Genomic DNA, 25,627 nt, shown 5'->3' with positions numbered 1-25,627 from the left:
TTAGACGACTTGCAGGTGTTCCGCTCGGAGTTCATCGTCTGAGAACTCCTTGCCGTGAACGTCCTTCATGTGGGTCTTGGCCAGTTCGAGTGCTTCGCTTTCGTTTTCTGATTGAATGATGAATCGGCAATCGGCTTCTGCCGCTTCACAATCGAGTTTGTGTGCTTTGCTCATGTGTAGTCACCTCTCAGTCGTCGGCCGCAACCTCCGTGGTGGTGGCGTTGACGGTAAGATCGATTTCCTGTGCGAGCGAGACGAGGGCGTAGACGGGAGCACGCTGTGCCCACGCATCGATTTGTTCGGCATCGAGATTCTTGCCTGTGATCTCGACCTCGGCTGTCGTATTCTCGAAGACCGATGCTGATTCATCGAGGTCTGCGAGGCCGAACAGCACCGCGGGGTCGAAGTCAGTTTGTACGTGTGTTTGAAGCTCCTCGATATCGACGCCGTTTGCGAGCGCGTTGATCGTAATGCCGACATTGATACAGGACGCAAGCGCGGAGAGTGCGACCTCGATCGGCTCCATTCGGTCAGTCGCACCAACCCAACCCCCGGCGTCCAAGACCTCCTTCCATCCGCCATACGGGATGGTGTACTCGCGGGTCTCGCGCTCGATTGTCTCGGTTTCAAGGGTGTACGCGTCCATCGTCGCGAGGCTATGCGCACACGTCCCCTCATAGGTTGATCGAGCCCCAAGCCCGAGCTGCACCTCGTTGGGGTTTGCGGCTGCGTAGTCGGCAAACGCGCCGAATTTGTCGATGTCTACACCATGGGTGATTCGCTGTTCGTTGGTCATGGTTTGCTGTCCTCCTCTCGCAAGAACTGATACAGCGAGGAAGATGATGTAGCTCTCTAGTGGAATTTTGCAGCAGCGTATCTGCTTGCAGAGAGCGAAAGAACTCACCCTCTGCAAGCAGGCTGAACCGGACTCTAGAAGCCGAGCAAACCAACCTATTCGTTCGCAGAGCGCGCCGGGTGGTATTACTGCAGCTACGAACTATTCGACGTGTATCCAGAGGTAACGATTAACGCGTCTACCGGCGGTACAGCGCGGATATCCTTTCCTCAACAGAGTGAGCGGAGCGGACGGAGTAGGGAGGGGAGGAAGCGCGCTCGGTAGGCTTTCGTCCATGGTAACGTAAGCCATACTACTGCCGAGCGGCCAAAACGGATGCTTGGTAGGAGCCACCGTAGACCGGTCGGGCTATATTGAAACCCGCAGAGCGTGACAAGAATGGCGTGCTGAATACAGAGCGTATATGAAGTAGCTTTCTTCCATCGTTATTCCAGAAGACCGAGTGGAGGGTAAAACCGAGAGCCCAACATTAATTGACTCGTCCGCGATACTCCCGTACGATGGTTCAGGGCGCCCCAATCATTCAGATCGCTGTGATCCTCCTCTCGATACTGGGCCTCTGGATTGGTGCACGGCTCTTAGTCGATGCTGTCGTTCGGTTAGCTCAGCGGTTTGGCCTCTCGGATCTCACGATCGGACTGACGATCGTTGCAGCAGGTACATCGACACCGGAACTCGCGGTTTCGGTCGATGCCGCGCTCAAAGGGTTGGGTGATCTCGCGGTTGCGAACGTCCTTGGATCGAACATCTACAACCTAGCGTTCATTTTGGGTGTAATCTCTCTGTTGAAAGTGATCCCAATCGCGGAATCACTCGTTCATCGTGATGGCGTTGCTCTGCTGGCAAGCACCCTCATCGGCGGACTCGTACTTTTCGACCTCCAGATTACGAGGCTCGAAGGGGTATTCTTGGTGGGGTCATTTGCCGCTTACACGGCCTATCTACTCCGTGCTAGCCAGTCAGAATCAGAAGGAACCACCGATCACCCACTTAAAGGAGGGGTGACTCGTCCAGTGACCGAGCAAGTAACGTTCCGTGGGCGAGACATCGTGTTTCTCGTGGGTGGATTAGCGTTAGTGATAGTGAGTGGCGACTATATGGTAGTGGCTGCCTCGGAGTTGGCCCGTGGTGTCGGCATCTCCGAGTGGGTTATCGGCGGAACGATCGTTGCAGCAGGTACATCGACGCCGGAATTCGCCGTCTCGCTAGTGGCGATCCAGCGGGGAAGTCTCGGTGTCTCGGTCGGCAACGCTGTTGGCAGCAGTATTTATAATATCACGGGAATTATGGGCGTCGCAGCAGTCGTTCGACCCCTTGTCGTGAGTGGCACGGCACTAGAGACGCTGGCGTGGCTGGCTGGCATTACGCTATTGATGGTTGCTGCCCTCTGGACCGGGAGAGTACTCTCTCGTCTGGAAGGCGCTTTGTTCACCACCTCTGAAGTTGTTCGGTGGGTTCTGGGTATCCTTGGGTAGAGCAGACAGCTGATTTACAAGCCTCATGAATGTCTCTCTACCAAGTCGACCCCCAGTACTGAACACAGCCTCTCTATTCAGCATGACTTTTGAAACCTATCACCGCCTAAGGCTTTCAACAAGACACCGATCCGTAATCCGGGGACGGTGACGCCACACGCAACGTGGCTGAGAACACCGGGAATTAAAGTCAGGTGAATCGGCTTCGGACGTTGACCACGGATGGAAAACCACGCAGGAATCCCCCTCCGTGTGCCCGTCTTGCCGACGTGAACCGCGCCACGTCCATGCACGAAGAAGGGGCAGAAAGTGCGGAAATTCACGAAAAGCCCCGTCCTCAAGAAGCGAGCCGAACGGCGAGCGAGTAGGGCGGGGTAGTTTACGCTACGAGAGTTTCCGGATTGAGCGGTCGAGCGTCACGTCTGTAGGACCTGTAGAGTTCTTTGGCCCACTGTCTTGCTTCGGGTGCGTCAGTATCGATCGCAACCCGCATCATTCCGGTTTCGTGGTCGTAGCCAGCAAGCCCAATGCGGTCATCAAAAATAGCGCAGGCGCACGGGAGATCGTCGTGTGTCAGAATGTCCATATTGCCACTCTCAATAGCTTTCGGGGCCTGTTCAGGGTGGAACGCCAGGACCGTTTCAATGAGAATGGAGGGAAATATCACCTCGATCTTCATCCCGTCGATAGCGCTCCGAAACAGTGCCTCCATATCCGACCTAGCGGTTGTTGGGGCGAATCCAAACAGGGTCTCGGTCTCGTTAACTAACTCAACGAACCGACTAACCGTCTGGTGAGGCGAGTCGAACTCTGGAACCGTGACAACCGCATCGGTAAACAATTGGATATCAAACCCGATCACCTCAGCCGGGAGCCACTGCAAAACATCCCGTAACTTCTGTTCGATGTTCATCGCCTCGTGTAGGTCTCTGAACTCGTTTACAACGAATTCGCCCAGCGGCGTCACCTCATAATAATGCCCGTCTCTGACGATCCAATTTCGCTCCTCGAAGCTACGAAGTACTCGGCCGAGGTTGGCTGGTGAGGCACCCGTCAGTTCTCGGAGTTCGTCACGACGATGAGGATGCTCGGCCACTGCATAGAGTATCTCGACACGATGAGCTGAGCGCGCGAGGAACTCGATTTCTCTGACCGCTGCATCCATACTCCTCGTACACACCCCCGAACGATAACTGTTAACACACTTAATATAGTGAACAGGTGGTCCCGGCACGCCGAGTCGATTCGGGTAATCCGGCCGATATCGCCAAGCAGACCGATCCTAACGGCGACCACGCGACCACCGATCGCGTCAACAAGTTCGAAACCGAAGTCGAACAGAAGGGCAACCGCATTGAGGATCTTGCGGAAGAACTCCAGGAGTACAAGCGCTTTGCGGGCTCGAAGTTTGCCGACGTGCGCCGCCGGCTCGACGACATTGAGACGCAAGCCAACGCGACAGAACTCACCGAGAATGAGTCCACGGCAACCCAGCCCACCGAGACACCGCTTGAACGGATCTGCACGCTGCCCGAGCATGTCGTCGACCGCTCTCGAAACGATGATCATGAAGACGGTTTCCCTCTTATCAACCGATGATTTCAACAATACCCTGGGTTCCGTCAATGCGAATTCGCTGCCCGGTCTCGATGCGCTCGGTTGCCTCAGAGACCGACACCACGGCTGGAATCCCATACTCACGGGCAACGAGTGCACCATGGCTCATCCGACCACCAACTTCCACAACCATCCCTGCTGCATTCAAAAACAGTGGGGTCCATCCAGGATCGGACGACGGCGCAACGAGAATTTCGCCGTTCTCGATCGTCTCCGTCGTGGGATCACGAACGACCCGAGCGATACCTTCAACGACACCACCCGAGACACCCGTTCCGGTGAGTGCACCCTCGGGGACGTCCTCGCGCTCTATCCGCCCGCTTGGTGCTTCACCCTCGCTAGTCAGTACCGGCGGTGCAGTCAGTGATTTGTACCGTTCGAACTCGGCGCGTCGAGTATCGATATCGACGGCAATCGACTCTCCGTCAAGCGCGTCGAGCAGCTCCTCGAGTCGAAGGAACCAGACATCTGTCGAATCCGAAAGCAGTCCGTCGTCAACGAGCACCTCGCCGGCTTCACAAAGCACGTCGCGCCACGTCGCGAACATATGCGCTGCTCCCTGTTTTGGATACTCACGCGTCTGAATATAGCCACGGTACGTCCGAATCAATTGCCGAACCAGTCGTCTCCGCACCGGCCCAAGTAGCCCATGATCGGCCCGTTGTTCAAGTGCAACGGCTGCCCCACGTGCCTCGCGTTCCATTTGTCGAATGTGACTGCGATGTGCACCCTGCTGTTCATGTTCGAGATTTGCACGAACCGTTGCAAGCAAGCCAGAGGGATTTTCCTGCCACCGTGGTCGACTAATATCGATTTCACCGGTCGCCCGATGGCCGAACTCCTCGAGATACGCTTCGAGAGCATCGATGAACTCTGCCCCTCCCGCAAGCGATTCGATCGTCTCAAGTGACGCACCCTCACGGAGCGCATCCGCAACCGCAGGGTTGGCGCGAGCCACGTCAGCAAGATCGCCGAGTCCGAGATTAATGCGTGTTACGAGTTCGTCCGGAAAGCCCCGCCCGACTGCGTTGACGTCTTCAGGAGCATCCGGAAACAGCTGTTCAAGCAATCTGCCCGCCACGAGTGCCGCAAGCAACGGCCCAACGGGTGGGTAATTGATAGCCACATTCAAGTTCGTACGAATTGCGCGAACGCGCTCACTGAGGGTATCCGGAGCATGAACCCGCGAAGCGATCCATTGCCCCCAGGTGATCCATTTGGCTTCCTCGTCTTGTGGGTCGGTTGGTTCCCCAATGAACGCGCCGACAAATCCATCAGCCATTGCTGAGAGAACTGGCCGACTCATCTTCGCTCCCTGCCATACTGACCGAGTAACTGCAGGCGTCCCTGCCACGATCTCAGGGAGTGACCGCTCAATACGGAACTCCTCGCTGCGCCGCTCGAGAATATTCTCGACTGCAGCCCCCATCGGTTCACTCGTCGCTCTGAGCTGATGCGGGAGGAGGTCCCGAACAACAGACACTTGCAGAAGACTTGTCATATCCATGTAGACCCGACCGCCGGCCTCAACTGCCCATGTCTCATGGGCGCTGAACCCGAACGCTTCGAACGTCTCCTCTGTGTATGCCATCCAGATATCCCGGACAAGCGGTGGCATCGCTTCGGCAAACGCCTGTGCATGTCCCAGACTGCAGTAGACGTGAAGCTGGTCGTCTGTCGGTTTCGGTGCGGGGACGGGAAACAGCGAGGTGATCGGACGGGATTGCAGGATGTAGATCGATCCGTCTTCGATGCACCATTCGATGTCTTGGGGCTGCTCAAAGAGGGCTTCAATCGTGGTTCCTAGGTCAACCAGCGTCCGAATCTGCTCGTCCGTGAGGACGCGATCCGGTCGTTCAGCCGCCTCTAACTCAACTGTCTCAATCCCACCTTCTGACCGGGCCTGGACTACTATCTGTTGGTCAGCCCGCTCGTACTCGAGAATCTCCCCCGTTTGTGTATTGACTCGTATAGAGTCGGCAGCCGCTGCACCCGATACGAACGCCTCTCCAAGGCCGAGTCCTGCCTCAATCGCAGTACGGTGCCGATTCCCAGTCATTGGATCGGCAGTGAAGAGAACACCGGAGACGTCCGGCGTAATCATTCGTTGTACGACAACCGCGAGAGCAACGTCTGTGTGTGGAATATCGTTTTTCGCTCGATAGGCAATGGCACGGTCCGTAAACAGGCTCGCCATACATGCCCTGCTCGCAGTAATGATCGCCTCGCTGCCTTGGACATTGAGGATGGTCTCCTGCTGGCCGGCAAACGACGCTTCGGGGAGATCCTCTGCTGTGGCTGAGGAACGAACGGCATACGCCTTGGTAGGCCCGCTGTCAGTTGCATTGATCTCATTCTCGATTGCTTCTCGAATCGTCGTCGGCATCTCGAGGGCTTCGATACGATTACGAAGACGCTCGCCAACGGTAGCGATCGCTGCGGTATCCGCCGGATCGAGTTCCGAAAGTTCGTCGAGAAGGCCGTCGATCGAGCCGGTATCAACCAGTTGCCTGAACGCAACAGTTGTTACACAGAACCCGTCGGGAACTGGGAGCCCGGCCTCAATGAGTGTCGCTAAGTTGGCACCCTTCCCACCGGCGAGCAGTCGATCGGTTGCCCTAATGTCACTCAGAGAGATGACGTGCTGACTGTAGGATTCGAAATCGCTACGATCAACCATTTGTTACCTCTGCCGAACGACCCAATTTGAGCTGCCCGCAGGCGAGCCACGTCCGAAGTTCTACATCCACGACCTCTACGCTAGTCATATGCGTGAACTAACCTTTGTTCTTGAATATAAGCGCGGGTGCAATAGGGTGGCCAATTTCCTCGCCGACAACCCCGGCGCCCGTATCCGCTTGCTCATAAATCATAGGTGTTGTTATAGCACAGGTGGAGTGGCAAAGCAGTCATAAAACACTCATATCAGAATCGGTACTAATATATAGGAACAGTTTGTATGTGCCTCTGTCACTTATGACACACCAGTGGGAGACAAGAGAGTCCAAGCGAAGAGGGGGAAAATCCTCTGCTGATGGTAATACTGACCGTCGCATGAATCACACATATTCGCCTCTTCGCATCGCGAGTATGTGCTCTGCCCTCGTAGACGGGCTCGTGCTCACAAGCAGTGAACTCGATGCCGATGGAGAGTTGGCCCGGTCTAGTATCAAATGGAAGCGAGCGACGCTGACAGCCCCGCTCACAGCCACCCTCGGCCACTATCGGAGCCAGCGCAGGCGAGACACTCCGAAGCAGTTACATATGTCGTTACTAGCAGTAAGAGGCTAATTAGTCCTCTGAGGAGGCTGTTTCATCACTCCAGCGGCCATGTGATGAGGGGTGCCACTCGTTAGGAACGACGCGATCGGGATTCTCTGGGCACATTGATTGATGCCCATTAGCCGCTTCTGAGGTCAGAAACCGTTTCCCACACCGAGGACACTCGGTCATTACTCTATATTATCATCTCTACTATTATAATATTCCGAAATTAATGATGTTGTTATTACAGTATCTCTAAACTAATTACAACCTACATACTGTTTCCTTTTCAAATTCTGTGCACTAGATTCACCTCAATGAACTGGGCACATACGTCAACCACGCCTGCCATCATCAACGGTTGGTTCATCGCTACGAGCTTCCTATCCTCACCGCGCGTCGGGCATCAAAACCCACGACCCCATTGGGCATGGGCGAGCGAACGCCGCCGAACTCGCCGGTTGCGGCCCAGCTTATCGGAGCACTCTGTCCCCGCGTCAGAGCGACTCTCGGCCGCAGTGTTCACCTAAATTGCGAGGCGGAGGTCCCTTCCTCAACGGAGTGAGCGAAGTGGACGGAGTAGGGAGGGGAGGAGCCGACAATTCCGCAACGAACAACGTTCCCCGGCAGTCCTACTCCCGGATGTTTAAGTAACACCACCGAGTTATGTGAAACATCGTGGAATACCGTCGAACCGCCGTAATCAAGCTCGACGTGTCTCAGGACGCCGATGCATCCCTCCGAGAGACTGTCGAGCAATTCAAATATTGCGCGAACACCGCGAGCAAATGGTGTTGGCACGGCGACGACGGATACCACGTTACCTCGAAGGCCAAAGCTGAACGCGCCTTGTACGACCAACTACGAGACGAAACCGACCTCACCGCGAACCTCGTTCAGAAAGGTGTTCGTCGGGCGGTCGAAGCCGTCAAGAGCGGTGTAGCCCGGCTGAAGCGTGGCGAACGAACGTCGTAACCCTACTTCTCCGCCGATAGCGCGGTCTACGACAAACGAAGCGCGACGTTCCACCGCGACCACGTCTCCCTTTCGACTGTCAACGGGCGCGTCGAGTGCAACTACATCCTTCCCGACGACTCTGGGCGCTACCCCCGAACCCGACACCGAGCACAGAACAGTCCTCGGTGTGGATCTCGGAGTGAACAATATCGTCGTTTCGTCAACCGGCACGTTTTGGTCCGCCGATGAGTTCAACCACTGGCGTCGAGAGTACGAGAAGCTCCGTGGCTCGCTTCAACAAACCGGAACGCGAGCCGCACACGAAGCCATCGAAGGCGTCGGATGCAAGGAGTACGGACGCTTCGAAATCTACTTGCATGGCGTAGCGAACGAACTCATCGAGGAAGCCGTAGAGTACGGTTGTTCCTACATCGTCTTCGAGGACCTAACGCACATCCGCAATAACATCCCGCAGGTGACATGGCAACACGTGTGGGCATTCCGCCGGTTGTTCCAATATGCCGAGTACAAGGCGGCAGAGCACAGCGTCGAAGCCGTACAAGTCCCGCCGAACCACACGTCCCAACGCTGTTCGACGTGTGGCTGTACTCATGAGGATAACCGCGACGGCGAGCACTTCGAGTGCTTAAAGTGCGGGTATCAGAACCACGCGGACTACAACGCGGCGAAGAACATCGGTTATCGGTATCTCCGTCGGAGGCAAAACGCAGCCGCCGGAGGCGCACCCGTAGACGTTGCGCTAAATCACGGGACGCTGAACGTGAGTGGGGAGTACGTTCCCCCTGCCTCTACGGCATAGAACGGGAGTCCACGCGAAAGCCCTACCCTCAACGAGCGAGGTCGTCAGACCAAGCGAAGTAGGATAGGGTAGTTTACACCTCTACGTACCGCCACCCTGCTCCGGCGGCTCGGACCCAGTAGACGCGGGAGTGTTCGCCGACTTTTTCGATATGAATCCACCGTTCTTCTTAGATGCTAAATTAAAATTTTTTATTACCACAAAAATTATATATACGCGCGTCGATGAGTGATGTATGAAGCGTCGACAGATGCTCATCGGAACTGGCACCATGCTCGCAACTGGCCTCGTTGGCTACTCCAGCGCTTCCTTAGCACACGAGAGCGAGGATGACCACACGAAATCAGAAACGAACGGGCACAAGAAACGAGGTTCGAAGAAACATAAAGACGAAGAGGAAGAAGACTACGACAGCATCCCCGGATTCGATCGCGAGGAGTTTGAGCTCGACAGCGATGTCCTCCATGTGAAGGACCTCGGATTCCACAAGGGAACGCTCGAACTCAGTGTGATCGTTGAGACGACTGACGGAGACGTTCTCGCTGAGGAATTGCAAGCGCTCATCCCTGCATTCAACCAAGCGATTCGTGAGGCGGATGCTGAGGAGTTCTTCGAAGCGGTCGAAGAGTTCAAATTCGCCCTCTATGATGAGTGCGACGTCCTCCGAGCGGCACTCTACCTAGATATCCAGTGGCTGCGTGAGTGCCTGTTCGGCGATCTCACGACCGAGGAGTTCGTGAACCGGATTCTCATGATCCTCGGAGCTGTCGGAGACGACGGACCAGGAAATCCTAATTCATAATCGTACGCTGTACCACCCGAATTCGCTTTTTTCGGAAGTCGAGCACTCAGTTGAAGAGTGGGCACACTCCGCTTAGGACTGTATGATTTGCTATCTATACACTAATATAATTAAAATAGTTTATAGATTAGGAGTTAATGCGTTTCACACCAACTCATGGGTTATCGGCCGCTGACTGCCGACCCTCTTTCACCAACCTTTCGTGCCCATAGAGGTGTTCGAGCACGACTCCCTGCCAGGATAGCCACCTAATAATTAATATAGTTGCTAGTATAGCAGTTGTTGGCGGCAGGCTTCCGCTAAGCCGCCGGTGAAGGATGCCACCCTTCAGCTGATCATGTCGAGCCTCTCCGATTTGGAGGGGTTTTCTGATTGGTAACAGTGTAGTCGATAGTCAATGAAAGGGTTGCTATTCGAGGTCGGCATAGAATGAGGTAGTAAGACGCTACCCACGATTCCGCCGTTGTTCAAACGCGATAACAAGCGTGCATCGTCGGTTGTGGCCGGCGAGTCGAATCGGTAGGAGTAGCTCACAGTCTCTCAATCTCCCCCGAACTGACAATCATCGAAGCAGGAAGCCCCGCGGCTTGACCGCGGGGTACGTTCACTATCATATAGTGTTCATTCCGGAGTATCGGGAGCCGCATCTGACGGGCGCAACCAAAGAACGTCTCAAAACCATCTTCGCGGAGATATGCGACGACAAGACCTCGAACTCGTCGAGGTCGAAATCATGACCGACCACGTACACCTGTTCGTGGGAAGCCCGCCGCGCAACGAATCCTCGTTGCTCGTTAATTGGCTGAAGGGTATCTCCGCGCGGTACTACAATCAGCGATACGACGACCGCATCAAATGGACGCGCTCGTACTACGGGAGTGAGAACCCTGAGAAAACTCCAGCAGTCGCCCGTACTGGGAATGAAGGCACTCCTGATGGCGCAACTGAGGTAAGCTGTGACGTGCTATCAAAAACCTCCCGGCGTGGGAGGTCAAACAATGATCGAAGGGGTAGGTACCCTCGGTGGCGGCGTACAGGGATCCAGCCGCCATCGATTACTACTCTGTTAATACATTTAATATTTTCTATGTATATATTTCGAATATTGAATCTCTAGTGAAGCATGTATGTCGTACTCTGTATCAACGATAGTACTACTATCTTATACATACTATGTGGGTCTGAAGATGACGCAGACTCCCGGCCCTGAGGCCACGGTCGGGAGTGGGAGGGTACTCCTCCCGTGAAATAATAGTAGTACCTACCTATTAGTTACCAGGAATCTAGCATGTTCGTTGTGATTTTTGCAGCGTTACTATCACCTGCTCCACTAGTCTGTTGTTTTCATATTACACTAATATCAATAAGATATCAATATCTATGATCTCCTGCATTATGTGAGTAAAGATAATATAGTATCAAGTATGATTATCTATGAATCAAAATGGTATACAATGGACAAAATGTCGACAAATATTCATGGAAATATGCCTGCCAGAACTGCGGAACCCCATTCAAATCAGAACCGACGCTGTGTTATGAGTGTGCTAGCAAGCAAATCGTACCAGTCTCGGAGATACTAACTCACTGAAGAGCAGACGGTTCAAAGTTTGTCCGCCCACGGCCAGTCTTTCGGTTTGCCCCATGGCCATGTATCAGTCGCTTTCATCCCCACGTCGAAGCCTTCGTCTACACACGTCTGTCGTATCATCTCATCATCTACATGCTCAACTTCGACGTCGCGACGGGCGAGTCGAGCGATGCCCGCGGCACAGAGAATCGACATATCCCGAAGGTCGCGTACGTCGAGTTTGTCAAAGGTATCTCCGTGGGTGTGACCCCATCCGCGTCCGCTTTCTTCCGAGGAAGACCGACCTTGAACGCCTGCGACGCCCCGTTGGACGAACGGCCAGTGGTCGCTATTCGGTCGGATTCCGTCTTCGGTATGGAGGGGGATTTCGTACTCTTCGCTGACAGTCTCGAACACGTTAGCCACCGTTTCAAAGCCGTGGCTATGAATCTCGAGATTTCTCGAGTAGCCTGCACCGTCGACGTTGACGATGCATTTCACGTTGTTTAAGTCGTGGGTATGGCTCCAGTAGTACGACCCGTACAGGCCAGTTTCCTCAGCCCCGAAGACAACGAGGCGGACTTTCGTCTCCAACTCATCTGCAATCAGCGCCAACATTTTCCCGACTTCGACGACCATGGCGGTTCCGAATCCGTTGTCGTTCGCAGCTGTTCCCACGTCGTGTCCGTCCACATGTGCCGTGAACAGTACTTCCTCGTCCGTATCGGGGCCGACGCTCCCTTCGATATTATGCGAGGTGCCACGACCGACCTCCGACTCGACAGATAACTCAACCTCGGTAGTATCGTCATCACAGTAGCGTTGGAGTCGTGCGCCGGTTTCTTTGCTCACGCCGAGAGCCGGAATAGGTCCCGGCCCGTTCACACTTCCGATGTTTCCGGTCGGCGGAAGCGCACCCTCAAGGTGATTATAAAAGACGAACGCTGCGGCACCGGATTCGGCGGCGTAGTGATATTTCTCCGAACGGTGAACCCACCGTCCGTAGTTATCGGGGGTAAGACTGGACGCCATCACAATGTCGCCCGAGAGGTCCACCGCCTCGAAGTCCTCGGGAAGACCATATCCCATATCCACGAGTTCGCCCGTCACATCACCCGACGGTGTCCCCGGTAACTCGACGAGTTCGTGCGACAGACCGAACGTTGTGTCTCTGTCGCCATGGGCCACGGTGAGGCTCGCGTCACCGCGCCACCACGCGGGGATCGGGAACGGCTCTAACGAGACGGCATCGAGCCCAACCGCCTCAAAGGTCTCGGCCACGCGCTCTGCGCCGACCCGTTCACCTTCGTGTCCCGGCATCCTGTCGTTGAGATCCTCCAATTCAGCAATGAGATCCCACCCGATCGTACTCCGGTAGGCCCGACCCACGACGTTGTCTGGTAATTTGGTCATTAACGTGCTGTGTGATATCGTTCACCAATAGACTTCCGATTTATGCCCAATAGATATGGTTGATAGATTGTGGATTGATAGTATAATGTATCATGTGCAATCACTACCTATTCATCCAGAAATTTTCCAATTAAATTGCCCATACGTCATTCATATAGAAAGGTTTTTATGTGGGGGTTAACGATAGACATTGTCATGGTTGAAAATACCAACCGCATAAGCCGTCGGAGCTTCCTTAAAGCAACGACGGCGGGCAGTGCTGTAGGGATGACGGCCTTAGCTGGTTGTGCTGGTGGAGGCGGCGGGGACACGTCCGATGGTGCCGGCAGCGAGGGTGCCTATACCTACGTCAACAACGCCCAGAGCTATAATCCGCCAAGACACGACGCGATAAACGTTATTGCGGATCAATTCAGTGAACTCGGACTGGACGTCGGGGTCGACGTACTCGAATGGGGGACCCTGTTTAGTCGCGTATCCGAGGAGTACGATTACAGCTTCGCGACGTGGCACACCTTTTTCGTCTCGGAGCCGGTAACGGAGCTGAACAACCTGTTTAACTCCGCAAACACCGACCCGGGACAGGGTAACTACTCCGGCTACGAGAACCCTGACCTCGACGAGATGATGGCGAATTACTTGGCCGAACCGGACGAAAACACCCGGATCGAACAGTGTCATGAGATCCAGCGGCTGCTGATGGATGAAGTGCCGATGATGCCCATCACGCAGATGCCACAGGCGGCCATTTATAACAGTAATCAGGTCGGCAACTGGCAGGCGGACCTCGCGAACGGGTTCAACTCCTACTGGACGATGATAAACCTCGAGATGAAAGGCGGCGAAAATACCCTGAAGGGCTACTGGCCCGAGACACTCTCAACGATGAACGTGCTTGGCCACAACGACGAGAGCAAGCACGTCTACCAGTTCAATATGTTGTACGATTTCCTGGTTCAGCTCAACAATGAGGCCGGACCGGATCCCGAGGTTAGTCTCGCTACAGACTGGGAGCGTGTCGATGAGACGACGATGGAGTACACTATTCGAACCGACCACTCGTGGCACGATGGCGAGGATCTCACCGCCGAGGACGTCGCGTTCAGCTACAACTACATCAGCGAGAACGAAGTCCCGCTGTACTCTACGCAGTCGGAGTACATTGACACCGCCGAAGTCGTCGACCAGGAGACGGTTCGCATCAACATGGCCGAGCCACTCGGTCCGTTCAACCTCGGGGTCGCGAACCTTATTCCCATTATTCCCGAACACATGTGGGCAGATCGGGAGAACCCCAGCCAACAGAATATACAAGAGCCAGTCGGTAGCGGTCCGATGATGTTCGAGTACTGGGAGCAGGGCAGCGAATTCGCTATGACACGGTTCGACGAGCACTTCGCTCCCGTCTCCTTTGAGAGACGGTTCTGGCGCGTCATTCCCGAGGCGTCGACGGTGTGGGAAAACCTCATCAACGGGGACCTCAATTATGAGCCATTCGGCCGTATCGACCGCAGTCTCGATCAGAACCAGGACAACGAGAACATTGGCACGACGTTCCAGACCGCCCCGACGTTCTGGATGTTCACGCCCAATGAGCGCCAAGAGCCCCTCGGTGACAAACAGTTGCGCAAGGCGCTGGTCGAGGCGATTCCGCGGACTCCCATCGTCGATCAGATCCTGTTCGGCTTCCCGGAGACCGGATCCAATATCGTCTCCTCGGCGTTCGGTGATCTCCACACGGAGGACGTAACGGAATACGAGGAAAGCCAGGAAGCTGCTCGAAGCCGACTCGAAGAGGCTGGCTACACGTGGGATGACAACGATACGCTTCAAGCGCCGAGCGACGACTGAACGGAGGCAAACCGACTCCGGTACGGGATCTCACCCACCTCACCGATAAACACGAATTCAATACAACATCATGGGAAAAGCGAATTTCATCATCAGACGGACGATCCAACTCGTCGTTACGCTCTGGGCGGTTGGAACGGTACTGTTCGGTCTATTTCGGCTCATGCCCGGCGACCCGACGTCATACGTGGTTTCCTCACAGATGACCCAAGAGGCGCGCCAACAGCTCATCGCGAGCTACGGGCTTGACCAACCGTTGCACATTCAGTACATTAAGTTTCTTGAGAATCTGATAGTGTTAGAGTTCGGTCAGTCCTTCCACTCGAATGAACCGGTTACGGATATCATCGTAACCTATCTGCCGAACACGCTTGTGCTCATGCTGACGGCGTTTATCGCGGCCTACCTCATCGGTATTACGCTCGGCGTGTTGTCGGGCTGGTACCGTGGATCCCGATTCGAGCGAAGTACGGTCATCACCGCACTGGTAGCCCGGAGCGTCCCGACGTTCTATGTCGGGCTGATCGTATTGTGGATATTCGGTGCCGGACTCGGAGTCATTCCGATGAGTGGGATGAGTGATCTGGGTACTGGTGGCGGGTCCTTTCTCGAGATGATGTTCTCATTGGACTTTCTGCATCACCTCCTCGCGCCAGCGTTGGTGCTGGGGTTCTACTTTATGGGGTATCCGTTACTCATCATGCGTTCGAGCATGCTTGAAGTCCTCTCCGAAGACTTCATCGACGTCTGTCGGGCAAAGGGATTGAAAGAACGCACCATAATGTTCAAACACGCCGCTCGCAACGCTCTCCTACCCATCGTCACGGCGGCGGCGATCGCTCTTGGCTACGCTGTCGGCGGGAGCGTCCTCATCGAGACGGTCTTCGCATGGCCCGGTATCGGTCGAGAGATGGTTCGAGCGGTGCTTCGGCGGGACTTCCCCGTTGCACAGGGTACGTTCATGGTCCTCGCTACGACCATTATCTTCCTGAACTTCGTCGCCGACCTGGCGTACGGCTATCTAGACCCCCGGGTGACCTACGACTAGAACAATGGCACAAGAAGAACAAACCGGTCGGTCGATATTTACCGACCTTGACGACAGCTCGTCCAGCAAGGAGATAAGCAAGTGGCAACGGACGGCTCGTCTCTGGCGAGAGACGCTTCGTGACCACTGGGGGAAACTGACTGATGAACTCTCGGTTAAGCTCTCGCTCATAACCGTTGCTGCGTTCGTACTCATCGCCATCTTCGCGCCGTTCATTGCAACCCATCCGCCACTTCAGCGCCAGTATCAGAGCGACGCCGGGATAATCATGGACAAGTGGGCCGAACCGGCGATACTCGGAGCAGATACCGGCTACATTCTCGGGACGACCGCAGAAGGGTTCGACATTTTCAGCCAACTCGTGTACGGCACGCGGGCGGCGCTGATGGTTGGGCTCATCGCAGCAGTGTTTACTGCTGGTATCGGAACGCTCGTCGGACTCATCGCGGGCTACTACGGTGGGAAAGTTGACGATGCGCTGATGCGGCTGGTCGACTTCCTGTACGGAATGCCGTTGTTGCCAACCGTTATCGTCCTCGTCGCGGTACTAGGGCCGAACCTCTGGAACATCATTTTCGCACTGATCGTTCTCCAGTGGCGCTCGACCGCTCGCGTTATCCGGTCACAGGCGCTGTCACTCCGCGAGCGACCCTTTGTGAAGGCCGCGGAGGTCGCCGGCGCGGGCGACTGGCATATCATCAGCAGGCATCTCGCGCCCAACGTTCTCCCGATGACGTTCCTGTACGGTTCGTTCGGAATTGCATGGGCTATCCTAGCCGAGGCAGGCGTTTCGTTCATCGGTCTCGGTGACCCGAACACCGTCTCATGGGGCACAATGCTCCAGGCATCCCGGGCGTACTCGGCGCTCGAGTTCGGTGCGTGGTGGTGGTTCGTTCCGCCGGGCATCTGTATCGGACTGCTCGTGATTAGCGGCTTCCTCATCGGCCGCGGCTACGAAGAGATCACCAACCCCAAATTACAATGAGTCTACTTGAAGTCAACGACCTCGAAGTCTACTACGAGACCGAAGACGGTCCAGCACAGGCGGTCGACGGCGTGTCATTCGAACTCGAAGAAGGTGAGAACCTCGGTATTGTCGGCGAGTCTGGCTGCGGTAAGACCACGCTCGCCAAAGCGATAATTGGAATTCTTCCCGATGCCGGATACATCAACGACGGTAGCATCGGTTTCAAGGGCGACGATCTCACCGAACTGTCCGGCCCCGAACGCCGCCGCCTCAAGTGGGAGGAGATTTCGATGATCGCCCAGTCCGCGATGAACTCGTTGGACCCCGTGTACACCATTCGCGAGCAGATCGTCGAAGCTGTTGAGACCCACCGACCAGGTACGGGCCGCATCGAATCCGATCAGATGGTGACCGAGATGTTTGAACTCGTCGGACTGGACCCCGATCGTGCCGATGACTACCCTCACCAGTTTTCGGGGGGCATGCGCCAGCGTGCCATGATTGCGATGGCGCTTGTGCTCGAACCGTCTCTGATGTTGGCCGACGAGCCGACGACGGCGCTCGACGTCATTATGCAGGACCAGATCCTCAAACGTATCAACTCGATCCAAGAGGAGATTAATTCCTCGATGCTGGTTATCACCCACGACGTAAGCGTCGTCGCCGAGACGTGCGACCGCGTCCTCGTGATGTACGCTGGAAAGGTGGCCGAGGAAGGGCCAGTCGAGGAGATATTCAACCAACCATATCACCCCTACACCATTGGTCTGAAACGAGCGTTTCCCAACATCCGAATGACGGATCAGGACCTGCTGTCCATCTCAGGTTATCCGCCCGAACTAGTGGACCCACCACAGGGTTGTCGATTCGCCGAACGGTGTCCGATGGCGACCGAGCGGTGTCGTGAGGAGGAGCCCGAAGCACACTACGTCAACGGTCTCCGGTCGTACTGCCACTATACCGACGATATCGACACAGAACTACGGCCGTATGCGGACGACGCGAGGACGTGGAACCAGACTGCCGCGGCTCAGAATATGGGAGGTGACTGAAGATGAAAAACGACGTGCTACTCGAAGTCGACGACCTCAAGAAGCATTTCAAGGTCAACCAGGGCTGGATAGCGAGCCTGATGCAATCAGTCTCCGGCGGGGAACCCGAGTACGTCCACGCGGTCGACGGCGTCAGCTTCAATCTCCACGCGGGCGAAACCCTTGGGCTGGCGGGCGAGTCAGGCTGTGGCAAAACCACCACCGGGATGTCGCTGGTGAAGCTCCACGAGCCGACTGCCGGCGACATCGTTTATAACGATAAAGAGCTCTCGAAGGCCACCGACGCCGAACTCAAGGAGTTCCGGCAGAACGCACAGATGATATTTCAGGACCCATTCGAGAGTCTAAACCCTCGAATGACAGTGTACGACATCGTGGCTGAGCCGCTGCGTATCCACGATATCCGGAATGAGACCGCACGGGTCCAACGCGCGCTGGAGTTCGCGGAACTTCTCCCGGCTGAACAGTACTTCGACCAGTACCCCCACGAACTGTCAGGCGGTCAGCGCCAGCGGATCGCCATCGCACGTGCGCTAGTACTTGATCCCGATTTCATCGTCGCGGACGAACCGGTGTCGATGCTTGACGTAAGCCTCCGAGCCGGAGTTCTATCGCTGCTTGACCGGATGACTGACGAGTTCGGACTCTCGGTCGTTTATATCAGCCACGATCTCTCGCTGCTCCGGCATATGTGCGACCGCCTCGCCATCATGTACATGGGAAAAATCGTCGAGAAAGGGCCGACGGACCAGATAATCGAGAACCCACAACATCCCTATACGCAAGCGCTCATCAATGCGGTCCCTGTCCCCGACCCGGACGTGGGACGCGAGCGTGTCGAACTTCAGGGCGAAGTAGGCGATGTTATCGACATCCCGACTGGCTGTCGATTCAAAGCACGCTGTCCGGAGTACATCGGGGATGTCTGCGATAAGGTCGTCCCGCCGCTGGAACAGAAGGTGAACGCAGAGCAGGACATCGCCTGCCACATCTACGAGAGCGCCGAGGGGTATGACCCTTACGAGCAGTTGGCGGACGAACGCCAGGAAAGAAACGTCGACGCGAGCGATACGAGCGACGATACCGAATCAGTTTCGGCGGACGACTAACGCCTCTCTTCTCACATCGCTCGTAGATGGGTTCCCGGATCCATCGATCGTCTCCTCGACAGCGATCACTCCGAGCAGTTCCGTAGCAGCGGTTCGTCGTCCAGAACGGCCATGTCGAGAAGGGGATCATTTTCGTACACTGCGACGCGCTCGTAGCGACTGAGGACGTACCCCGAGTGCTCGGCGTTCACTTCCGCCTTCAGCTCCCCGCAGGGGGTGACAATATCCGCAATTGCTTCTCCGGATTCAACCCAGTCCCCCTCTCGTACCCGGTACCGAACAAGTCCGGCAGTGTCCGTATGTGGGTGAACAAGCCGTTTGAGGTCGTCGTCAGCGGGCAACCCGAACTCCGGCGAGGATGTTGCCGGTTCGTCGACCATCCCGGACGCGTAGAGTACGTTGTACAGTCCGTCAACGGCCGCCTCGCAAACGTCCCGCTCTACGACGAACCGACCACCGAGCTCCGGAGTGAACGCCGGAATCCCATCGGCGATGGCTGCGCCGGTCAACGTGTGTTCCAGCGACCGCTGCGTGGTCTCGTCGTGACCGAACTGGTTGACGATGGGGAGGCCAAACGCCTCCGTGAGTTCGACGAGACGATTACGTAATTCGACTGCAACCGTTTCTTCTCGATGTTCCCCGTAGCTCACCCGCGGTCGAATCGTGTACGGGTACGTCGCAACCCAGGACGTATGAAGCGAAATGACCGCGTCCGCGCTCGTCTTGATCTCCTCGTAGACTCGCTCACAAATCAACTGCTGGACGCTCGGTGGCGTCTCGCCGCTTTCGCTCTCGACGCCGAAGTGCCTGTTCGGGTCATCACCGTGATAGTACGAGGTTCGGGTGTTCGTTCGGAGCCCTGACGGGTTCATTACTGGGACACAAACGACGGTTCCCCGGAGTGGTTCGTCCCGAATGAGAGTAACGAACTCGTGTACTGCTGCCATCCCAGTCGGCTCGTCGCCGTGAATCGTTCCGGTCACCCAGACCGTCGGTCCTGGCTCTTCCCCGTCAGCGAGGATAACCGGAACCTGTTCTGGCTGACCCGTCGGCAACTCAGTGACGGAGAAGTAACCAGTGGAGATCTCACCCGGTTCCGACTCTGCGGTCCCAAGTTTCATGGGTATCTTGGGTAGATAGCCACGCTGTTATGCGTCGTTGTCTTCGAATCGCACCGTGATCCGATCACTGAGTCAGGCGACCGGTTCAGTGCGAGGGAGACGGACCGTCGGTTGTGTCGGGTTCTTTGTTTTGTAACAGGGGAGCGTCTCCACCATGCTATAGAATCTCTGTGAAGCATAGTTAATCGAAGGTACCGCAGGAAAGTATCGTAAATCCACCGGCAACTGTGTCGTCGACGACACACTTGTCTGTTGGAACTACTTCCAAGAAACAGTTTTCTTATTGTCGCTATTGATGGCAATAGCTTTGCGGCCACGTTCTAACTTCCTTCCACTTACCCATCGATTCGCAGTGTCGCCGTAAGGCGAACGCCAGGCGCGGTCACCGCGTACGGGACGTGTGACTTGTGTTTTTCATCGACGCCTGTGACGGTACCGTGAACGTCCCCGATAGCGGTCACCTTGTGGAGCGTCAAGGGGTTGTACGTCAGCGACACGCCCTCAACACGACCGGCACGTTTGCCGTCTCGGAGTCGGTACCCCTCCGCGATGGGGAACTCGGCGCAGCCTCGGTCGGTTCGGTCATTGGTCTTCCGATCGATATCCCTTGCATAGAGAGCACTGGCGGGCATGGCGCCTGATCGCTGGACGCGTTCAAACTCGTCGCGAAGCCACGGTTCGTCGAACCGTTCAACGAGAACGTCAGCCCCGTTACGGAGGGCTGTGCGGGTGGCGTCGCCAGGTTCGACCTCCAGATGGCGGGCGTGAATCCGTGGCGCTTGCTCAAAGCCGAGACTATGGACCGCGTTTCCGGCAGGGAGGATATCGGCTTCGGCCCCAGTGGCGGTGTTGTGAAGGCGATGCGTTACGGTTCCGTTCTCGACTAGGTGCACCGGTGTCGGTGGTCGGAGTTCGGCATCATAGCCCTGGGCGGCCCACGACCCGGCGCGAACGCTATCCACTATCGTCAGCGACTCGGGACCGAGCTCGTCACCGATGTCGTACGGACTCAGACCCATCTCTGCCATGTCGGCTTCGAGGTAGTGCGAGACGAACGCGAACAGCTGCCCCGCTGCCCGTGGACTCAGAACGACCGTCGTCTCACCGGTCGGTGCGTCGGCTACAGCCGCCTGCGCCAATATCTGCGCGTCGGCGGCCGCGGCCGCGAATACATCTGGGAGTTCGTCGAGAAACGCCGCTCCACGCGTGGATCCGGCGTGGCGTCGAACCGTGGGTCCGTCTCGGATCGCAAGGATACATGTTATGCTCGCACGGTCCAACGTCGTGCGAACGGTGCTTCCGGTGGTTGTCGCCGCTGTCTGCTCGATGTGCGCGTCGGCGTAGTTGACTCGCCGCCGTTTGAGGTTGACATCCTCTGCTGCCTCGAGACCCGTTTTGACAGTTGAACGCTTCCGTTCTAACGGTACATCGTCGATTCGGTTGGCCGCCCACCCACTGTGAACAGCTCTGTGGGTAGTGAACTGATCGAATCGAGCAGGATCGACTTGCGCGAGGAACTTGCCGCCGCGAATTGCTCTCTCCGCCACATCCGCTAACACTGCCTCTTCTAAACTCGTCGTGTATCGGTAGTCGGCAGCTCCATCGCTAAACACGCGACACCAGACGCCAGCCTCATCGAATGTAAGCTCGCTTCGGGGTCCATTCTCAGTTACGACGAGGTCTGTTTTTGTTTGCGAGACGGCTCCCACCTCAGCGTACGCGACATCGTCGTCATCCTCAAAGCGGTTGAGCAACCACTCCATCGCTGCTACTGGCTCGTCGCTCTCGCTCATGCGGAATTGTTTCTAACCATGGGGTATGAAACCTCCGAACAGGGACCCCAGAACTGCCATGTACAACGCTCAAATGTATAAGAGTTCGACTTAGCTATCGACGATTCTTGCGTCGCTGTGTTTCTGCTTCCGCCTCATACGACTGGGCAACAACGTTGTCCTGTAGTTTTCGTCGGTACTCCCATATACCAGCTACTAGAACAAGAAGTCCCAATACTGCACCGCGTAACGGTGTTCCCACGAGTACAAAGTAAACGAATGCGCCGACGGCGAACACTACAGAGAATCCGCAACCGACCTTTGCCCATCCGTTCCGTCGTACTCGGGAGCTCGGCATGTGTATCCGTACCAGGAGCACCTGTATGAACGTTCGGGGGGTTGGATGCCGAAGATCATTTTATCTGATTAGGCGAGAAAACCCCGTCCTTTAGGGCGGGGATGAATCGCCGCATCGGTAGATTCACGAGGATACAGTCCGTCTGTGATACCAACCGAGGCGGCCGTGCCGCCCAACCTAATGAGACAGTATCGGGGTTCCCCTCGGTTGGTCGTAGGTATCCCCTTCGGCGACCGCAGTGGGATACCGTCAGAAAACAATCAAGTAACCCCGAGTCCTCTCCGGATAGGGGTAACGGCCGCGTGGCACGGCCCGTATCACGACGGGATGCAAACCGTAAATCTCCCAACTCAGCAGGACTGGTCCTGTGGGAAGCCTCGCCGTTCACGGCGGGGAGGATGTCACATAGGTGCCCTCACTATTCGTTACGACTCTATGCTTGTATCCCCTGAAATATTTCGGCCACTGTTATGATTAGTTCGTATGTACTTTGATAAGTAGTCTACTGTATTGATATTCTTCAGATAATTTGACGTCAAATTTATAATAATGCACTCAGTTTGTTCATTGATATATTCCGTCCAGAAAGTTGAATGACTACAGTCTGACTCGAAAGATCCTCAGTCATTGCAAGCGCTGCTGCGACTCCAGCTGCAGCTGCTCCTTCCAATAGTAAGTTCTCTTCTTGTATCATAACCTGGAGTGCGTTGCGAATTGCATCATCAGATACCGTTATCATATTTGCCAAGTTTTCACGAAGGATCTCTGTTGTCAGTGCGAATGGCACTCGGGACTGCAATCCCTCCGCGTATGTATCCGCCGTTTTCTGTTGCTGTAGATCTCCGGTTTGCCACGCTTGATACATTGCATCTGCGTTCTCTGACTGAACACTAATTATCTCACAGTCCGTTGCCTCTCCAACCGTCAGACAGTAACCAGCAGCACTACTCCCACCCCCCACTGGACAAATAAGAGTGTCAATATTCGGTTTTTCTTCTAATACTTCTAACCCTGCAGTCCCAACACCTGCAATAAGGAGAGGTTCGTTAGCAGAATGTATGTACCGGTAGCCCTGTTCTTGTGCCTGTTCCTCGGCCCACTCGCGTGCAGCGTCATAGTCTTGACCGATTTCGTGAACAGTTGCGCCAAATCGTTCTATTGCAGCGACCTTACTCGGATTCGGATCATCCGGTACTGCGACAGTAACCGGGATATCGAAGACACGACCGGCATATGCGACAGATTGTCCATGATTTCCGGTACTTGCGGCGATAAGACCTCTCTTCCGAAATTCTTCGTCTAACTGTGAACAAAGATTTATTCCTCCTCGAACTTTGAATGCGCCTGTTGGGAGAGTGTCTTCACGCTTTAGATAGACATCGGCTTTTAATTTTGCAGAGAGGTACTCACTTCGAACCAGAGGTGTTGCAGGTAGATACTGATGAACTGTTGAGCGCGCTTCGTAGATATCACCAAGTGTTGGGGGCATCAAGTCGTGATACGAAAATATCGTGGTTCCATCTGGTGACGGTATTGGTTCATATATCATGATAAGCAATAACAGAGGTCACTATTTCCCCCTACCGTAAAATTTCATTGTTCACCATATTGGATAATTCTAATATATAGTATTAATTTAATAAATAGGTGACCTGTCCGACTACTAGTAAACTAGGTTGTCTCGTGGTATCCGTTTATCTGATTCAGACCTCGACAAGATAGACCGCCTCATCATCGATTTCGTCTACGAGATCAGGACCGACCTCAAACGAGCGCTGTTCTGGGTCGTCAGTCTCATAGGTCGCCTGCACTTCCCCATCGAGACCTTCGTCGAGTTCGACTTGCGCGACCCCCTCACCGATCGCGGCTATTTCGCCAATTCGGCCATCGTTTCGGCCAATAACGGACTTGCCGACGTTTTCTTCCCGAAATTCTCGAACCATAAGCAAAGGGAGGTTCGTCTCCTCCGAAACAGTCTCGCGAGCATCTGCAGGCACGTTATATCCCACTGAAACCGACGAAACGACGTTTGACGGACTAATTGTTGGCGATCCAGACGATCTAATCTTCATAGACCGTAACGGCGATCCGAACGGGTACCGGGAGGATACTGTCGAATTGCTATACACCAAATCCGTACCAATCAATCGAGACGATCAAGCTCCCCCCGTCGTTCTTGGTGCATAATACTGCCAGCGAACAGTCGAAGTGTATCGACGAGCTCGGCCTCTGTTTCGTACGTTTCGACACTCAGATCCCACCGCTTCGCTGCCGACCGAATCATCGCACTTGTAACAGTGGCCTCGTGAACGAAGAGTAATCGATCACCGTGGGTTTCCAAGAGTGCCTCGAGAATACTGCTGGCCTCTTCACCAATACCGAAGTTGTGTCCAAGAAACGGCAGTATGAACGCGGTTGCATTGCTGCATTGGGTGTACGCAATGCTCTGGGTTGCCGCATCTACCTCGTTAATATCCACATCGACATCGAGCGCTAGAAACGCATTTATGCCGGGATCAACGCGAAGTTCACCCTGGACCCGTCGTAAGAGCGCTTGTGCCTCGTCGATATCGTCCTTACTCCGAAAGAGACGACGTAACGGTCCTGGAAGGTCTTCGATATCGATTTCGCGGCGCTGCTCGTCACTAAGGACGTAGTTGAGATTAAACGACTTATATGAACCTATCAAATAGAAGATAAATCGATCGTATTTCACCTTCCTGACCCGTTCAGCGATCAGGTCACGTGTAATCTCTACAGTCATAGGCTACCACACTCATGAGGGCTATTTGAAATCGGCTATTTTCGAACTTTCTCGGCTTGAGAATACCTAAGAGTTTCCCGTCCGTATTGTACAACAAGATGGCGACGAATCACACACGAACGTTCAGTGGTGACCCCCCAGAAGACCCGGGGGATCTGTTGCCCGACGATAGCATTCTCAGCCTTGATGAGTACCTTGCGATGCATGCCGCAGTCGGGCATCGAACCCGCTATGAAATCCTCTATCGACTCGTCCATGGTAGAGCGATGAGTCCCAAAGAGTTGGAAGAAGCAATTGATATCGACGACAGCACTCTCCACTATCATCTTAACAAACTCGTTGATGTCGGCCTCGTTGAGAAGCGCCAGCGGACCGAGCGAGGGCAGGAAGGGTTGTATACGTATTATCGGGCAACGGTGTTCGGGAACGTAACGCTCACTGAAGGCGTTGACGAACTTATCCGCGGTGAACAAAAGTTCGAAGTGATGTACGACAGTTTGACTGAGAATTGACATCCCCCATCTAACCTACTTCAGTGAGAGAATCCCACCGTGAACGACGAAACTCTCTCGTTGAAAGGCATATTGTTGCCCAAGACTGTTAAGTAACCAATAGTTCGATTCCATGGATCTATCCAGTAGTTAGCGCTGTATGTTTTGGGAAGATGCCCACTTTAGAACGGCTTTGATGAGACAGAAATTCGGCTTAGCCACTCGCTTCAAACTCTACTGGTTTGTATTTTGATAATTATCTCTTTATACCCTGCTCCCAAAGACGAGTCTGGATCGTGAACACGATCCCAATAGAGGGA

General features: G+C 55.0%; 19 protein-coding genes and 2 pseudogenes. 11 read left to right on the top strand and 10 right to left on the bottom strand.

The genetic code is table 11. The features are described 5' to 3' along the window. Together HAPAU_RS20120 and HAPAU_RS15740 are read right to left on the bottom strand one after the other, a co-directional pair. Positions 1–174 (bottom strand): DUF1059 domain-containing protein, encoded by a 174-nt coding sequence (locus HAPAU_RS20120; protein WP_084383812.1) that lies wholly within the window; start codon positions 172–174, stop codon positions 1–3. 13 nt (positions 175–187) lie between these two features. After that, complete coding sequence (locus HAPAU_RS15740) at positions 188–796, bottom strand: OsmC family protein (protein ID WP_066384761.1); 609 nt, start codon at positions 794–796, stop codon at positions 188–190. A 560-nt stretch (positions 797–1,356) separates the two neighbouring features. Between HAPAU_RS15740 and HAPAU_RS15735 the strand changes: the two genes are divergently transcribed. Then, positions 1,357–2,331 (top strand): calcium/sodium antiporter, encoded by a 975-nt coding sequence (locus HAPAU_RS15735; RefSeq protein WP_066384759.1) that lies wholly within the window; start codon positions 1,357–1,359, stop codon positions 2,329–2,331. 379 nt (positions 2,332–2,710) lie between these two features. Here the strand turns inward: HAPAU_RS15735 and HAPAU_RS15730 are convergent, their stop codons facing one another. Then, complete coding sequence (locus HAPAU_RS15730) at positions 2,711–3,496, bottom strand: helix-turn-helix transcriptional regulator (RefSeq protein ID WP_066384756.1); 786 nt, start codon at positions 3,494–3,496, stop codon at positions 2,711–2,713. Positions 3,497–3,552: 56 nt separating this feature from the next. Here HAPAU_RS15730 and HAPAU_RS15725 point away from each other — a divergent pair, with 56 nt between their 5' ends. Then, positions 3,553–3,930, top strand: a complete 378-nt coding sequence (locus HAPAU_RS15725) for a hypothetical protein (RefSeq protein ID WP_066384755.1) — start codon at positions 3,553–3,555, stop codon at positions 3,928–3,930. On the opposite strand, the gene HAPAU_RS15720 is transcribed toward HAPAU_RS15725, so the two are convergent. Further along, positions 3,920–6,628: a phosphoenolpyruvate synthase gene (locus tag HAPAU_RS15720; RefSeq protein ID WP_066384753.1), complete on the bottom strand. Its 2,709-nt coding sequence runs from the start codon at positions 6,626–6,628 to the stop codon at positions 3,920–3,922. The two genes, HAPAU_RS15725 and HAPAU_RS15720, sit on opposite strands and share 11 nt — an antisense overlap. 1,262 nt (positions 6,629–7,890) lie before the next feature. Between HAPAU_RS15720 and HAPAU_RS15715 the strand changes: the two are divergent. The 3 genes and pseudogenes from HAPAU_RS15715 to tnpA all read left to right on the top strand — a co-directional run. Next, positions 7,891–9,051: pseudogene (locus tag HAPAU_RS15715) on the top strand (RNA-guided endonuclease InsQ/TnpB family protein). A 173-nt stretch (positions 9,052–9,224) separates the two neighbouring features. Then, positions 9,225–9,791, top strand: a complete 567-nt coding sequence (locus HAPAU_RS15710) for a hypothetical protein (protein WP_245634178.1) — start codon at positions 9,225–9,227, stop codon at positions 9,789–9,791. 587 nt (positions 9,792–10,378) lie between these two features. Further along, positions 10,379–10,665, top strand: a pseudogene (gene tnpA / locus HAPAU_RS20115) (IS200/IS605 family transposase); the annotation flags it as partial. Positions 10,666–11,394: 729 nt separating this feature from the next. Here the strand turns inward: tnpA and HAPAU_RS15705 are convergent. Beyond that, entirely contained in the window at positions 11,395–12,774 is a 1,380-nt protein-coding gene (locus HAPAU_RS15705) for a M28 family peptidase (protein WP_066384752.1), read from the bottom strand. Between the two features lie 195 nt (positions 12,775–12,969). Here HAPAU_RS15705 and HAPAU_RS15700 point away from each other — a divergent pair, with 195 nt between their 5' ends. From HAPAU_RS15700 to HAPAU_RS15680, 5 genes are all read left to right on the top strand, one after another. Then, entirely contained in the window at positions 12,970–14,625 is a 1,656-nt protein-coding gene (locus HAPAU_RS15700) for an ABC transporter substrate-binding protein (protein ID WP_211263606.1), read from the top strand. Between the two features lie 70 nt (positions 14,626–14,695). Beyond that, entirely contained in the window at positions 14,696–15,673 is a 978-nt protein-coding gene (locus HAPAU_RS15695; protein ID WP_066384748.1) for an ABC transporter permease, read from the top strand. Between the two features lie 4 nt (positions 15,674–15,677). Next, the gene (locus HAPAU_RS15690; RefSeq protein ID WP_066384746.1) at positions 15,678–16,658 is read left to right on the top strand and encodes an ABC transporter permease; all 981 of its coding nucleotides are present in this window, start codon (positions 15,678–15,680) and stop codon (positions 16,656–16,658) included. Further along, a complete protein-coding gene (locus tag HAPAU_RS15685; RefSeq protein WP_066384745.1) occupies positions 16,655–17,692 on the top strand; it encodes an ABC transporter ATP-binding protein in 1,038 nt (345 codons plus the stop codon). Before HAPAU_RS15690 ends, HAPAU_RS15685 begins: the two co-directional genes overlap by 4 nt. A gap of 2 nt (positions 17,693–17,694) precedes the next feature. After that, positions 17,695–18,801 (top strand): ABC transporter ATP-binding protein, encoded by a 1,107-nt coding sequence (locus tag HAPAU_RS15680; RefSeq protein WP_066384744.1) that lies wholly within the window; start codon positions 17,695–17,697, stop codon positions 18,799–18,801. 65 nt (positions 18,802–18,866) lie between these two features. Here the strand turns inward: HAPAU_RS15680 and HAPAU_RS15675 are convergent, their stop codons facing one another. The 5 genes from HAPAU_RS15675 to HAPAU_RS15655 form a co-directional block, all read right to left on the bottom strand. Further along, positions 18,867–19,922 carry a succinylglutamate desuccinylase/aspartoacylase family protein gene (locus HAPAU_RS15675; RefSeq protein ID WP_066384741.1) on the bottom strand — a complete coding sequence of 352 codons (1,056 nt, stop codon included), beginning with the start codon at positions 19,920–19,922 and terminating at the stop codon, positions 18,867–18,869. A 335-nt stretch (positions 19,923–20,257) separates the two neighbouring features. Beyond that, a complete protein-coding gene (locus HAPAU_RS15670; protein ID WP_211263605.1) occupies positions 20,258–21,715 on the bottom strand; it encodes a metallopeptidase TldD-related protein in 1,458 nt (485 codons plus the stop codon). A gap of 878 nt (positions 21,716–22,593) precedes the next feature. Next, positions 22,594–23,601: a threonine ammonia-lyase gene (locus tag HAPAU_RS20105; RefSeq protein WP_084383810.1), complete on the bottom strand. Its 1,008-nt coding sequence runs from the start codon at positions 23,599–23,601 to the stop codon at positions 22,594–22,596. Between the two features lie 154 nt (positions 23,602–23,755). Continuing rightward, positions 23,756–23,995, bottom strand: a complete 240-nt coding sequence (locus HAPAU_RS15660; protein WP_066384737.1) for a hypothetical protein — start codon at positions 23,993–23,995, stop codon at positions 23,756–23,758. A 200-nt stretch (positions 23,996–24,195) separates the two neighbouring features. Next, positions 24,196–24,816, bottom strand: coding sequence for a DUF7509 family protein (locus HAPAU_RS15655; RefSeq protein WP_066384735.1), 621 nt, complete (start codon positions 24,814–24,816; stop codon positions 24,196–24,198). A gap of 98 nt (positions 24,817–24,914) precedes the next feature. Between HAPAU_RS15655 and HAPAU_RS20100 the strand changes: the two genes are divergently transcribed. Then, positions 24,915–25,328, top strand: coding sequence for an ArsR/SmtB family transcription factor (locus tag HAPAU_RS20100; protein ID WP_084383809.1), 414 nt, complete (start codon positions 24,915–24,917; stop codon positions 25,326–25,328). The last annotated feature ends 299 nt before the right edge of the window (positions 25,329–25,627 follow it).

This window comes from Halalkalicoccus paucihalophilus, from assembly GCF_001593955.1.
Lineage (GTDB): Archaea > Halobacteriota > Halobacteria > Halobacteriales > Halalkalicoccaceae > Halalkalicoccus > Halalkalicoccus paucihalophilus.
Note: the sequence above shows the minus strand (reverse complement) of the source record. Positions and strands in the feature narration are given on the sequence as shown.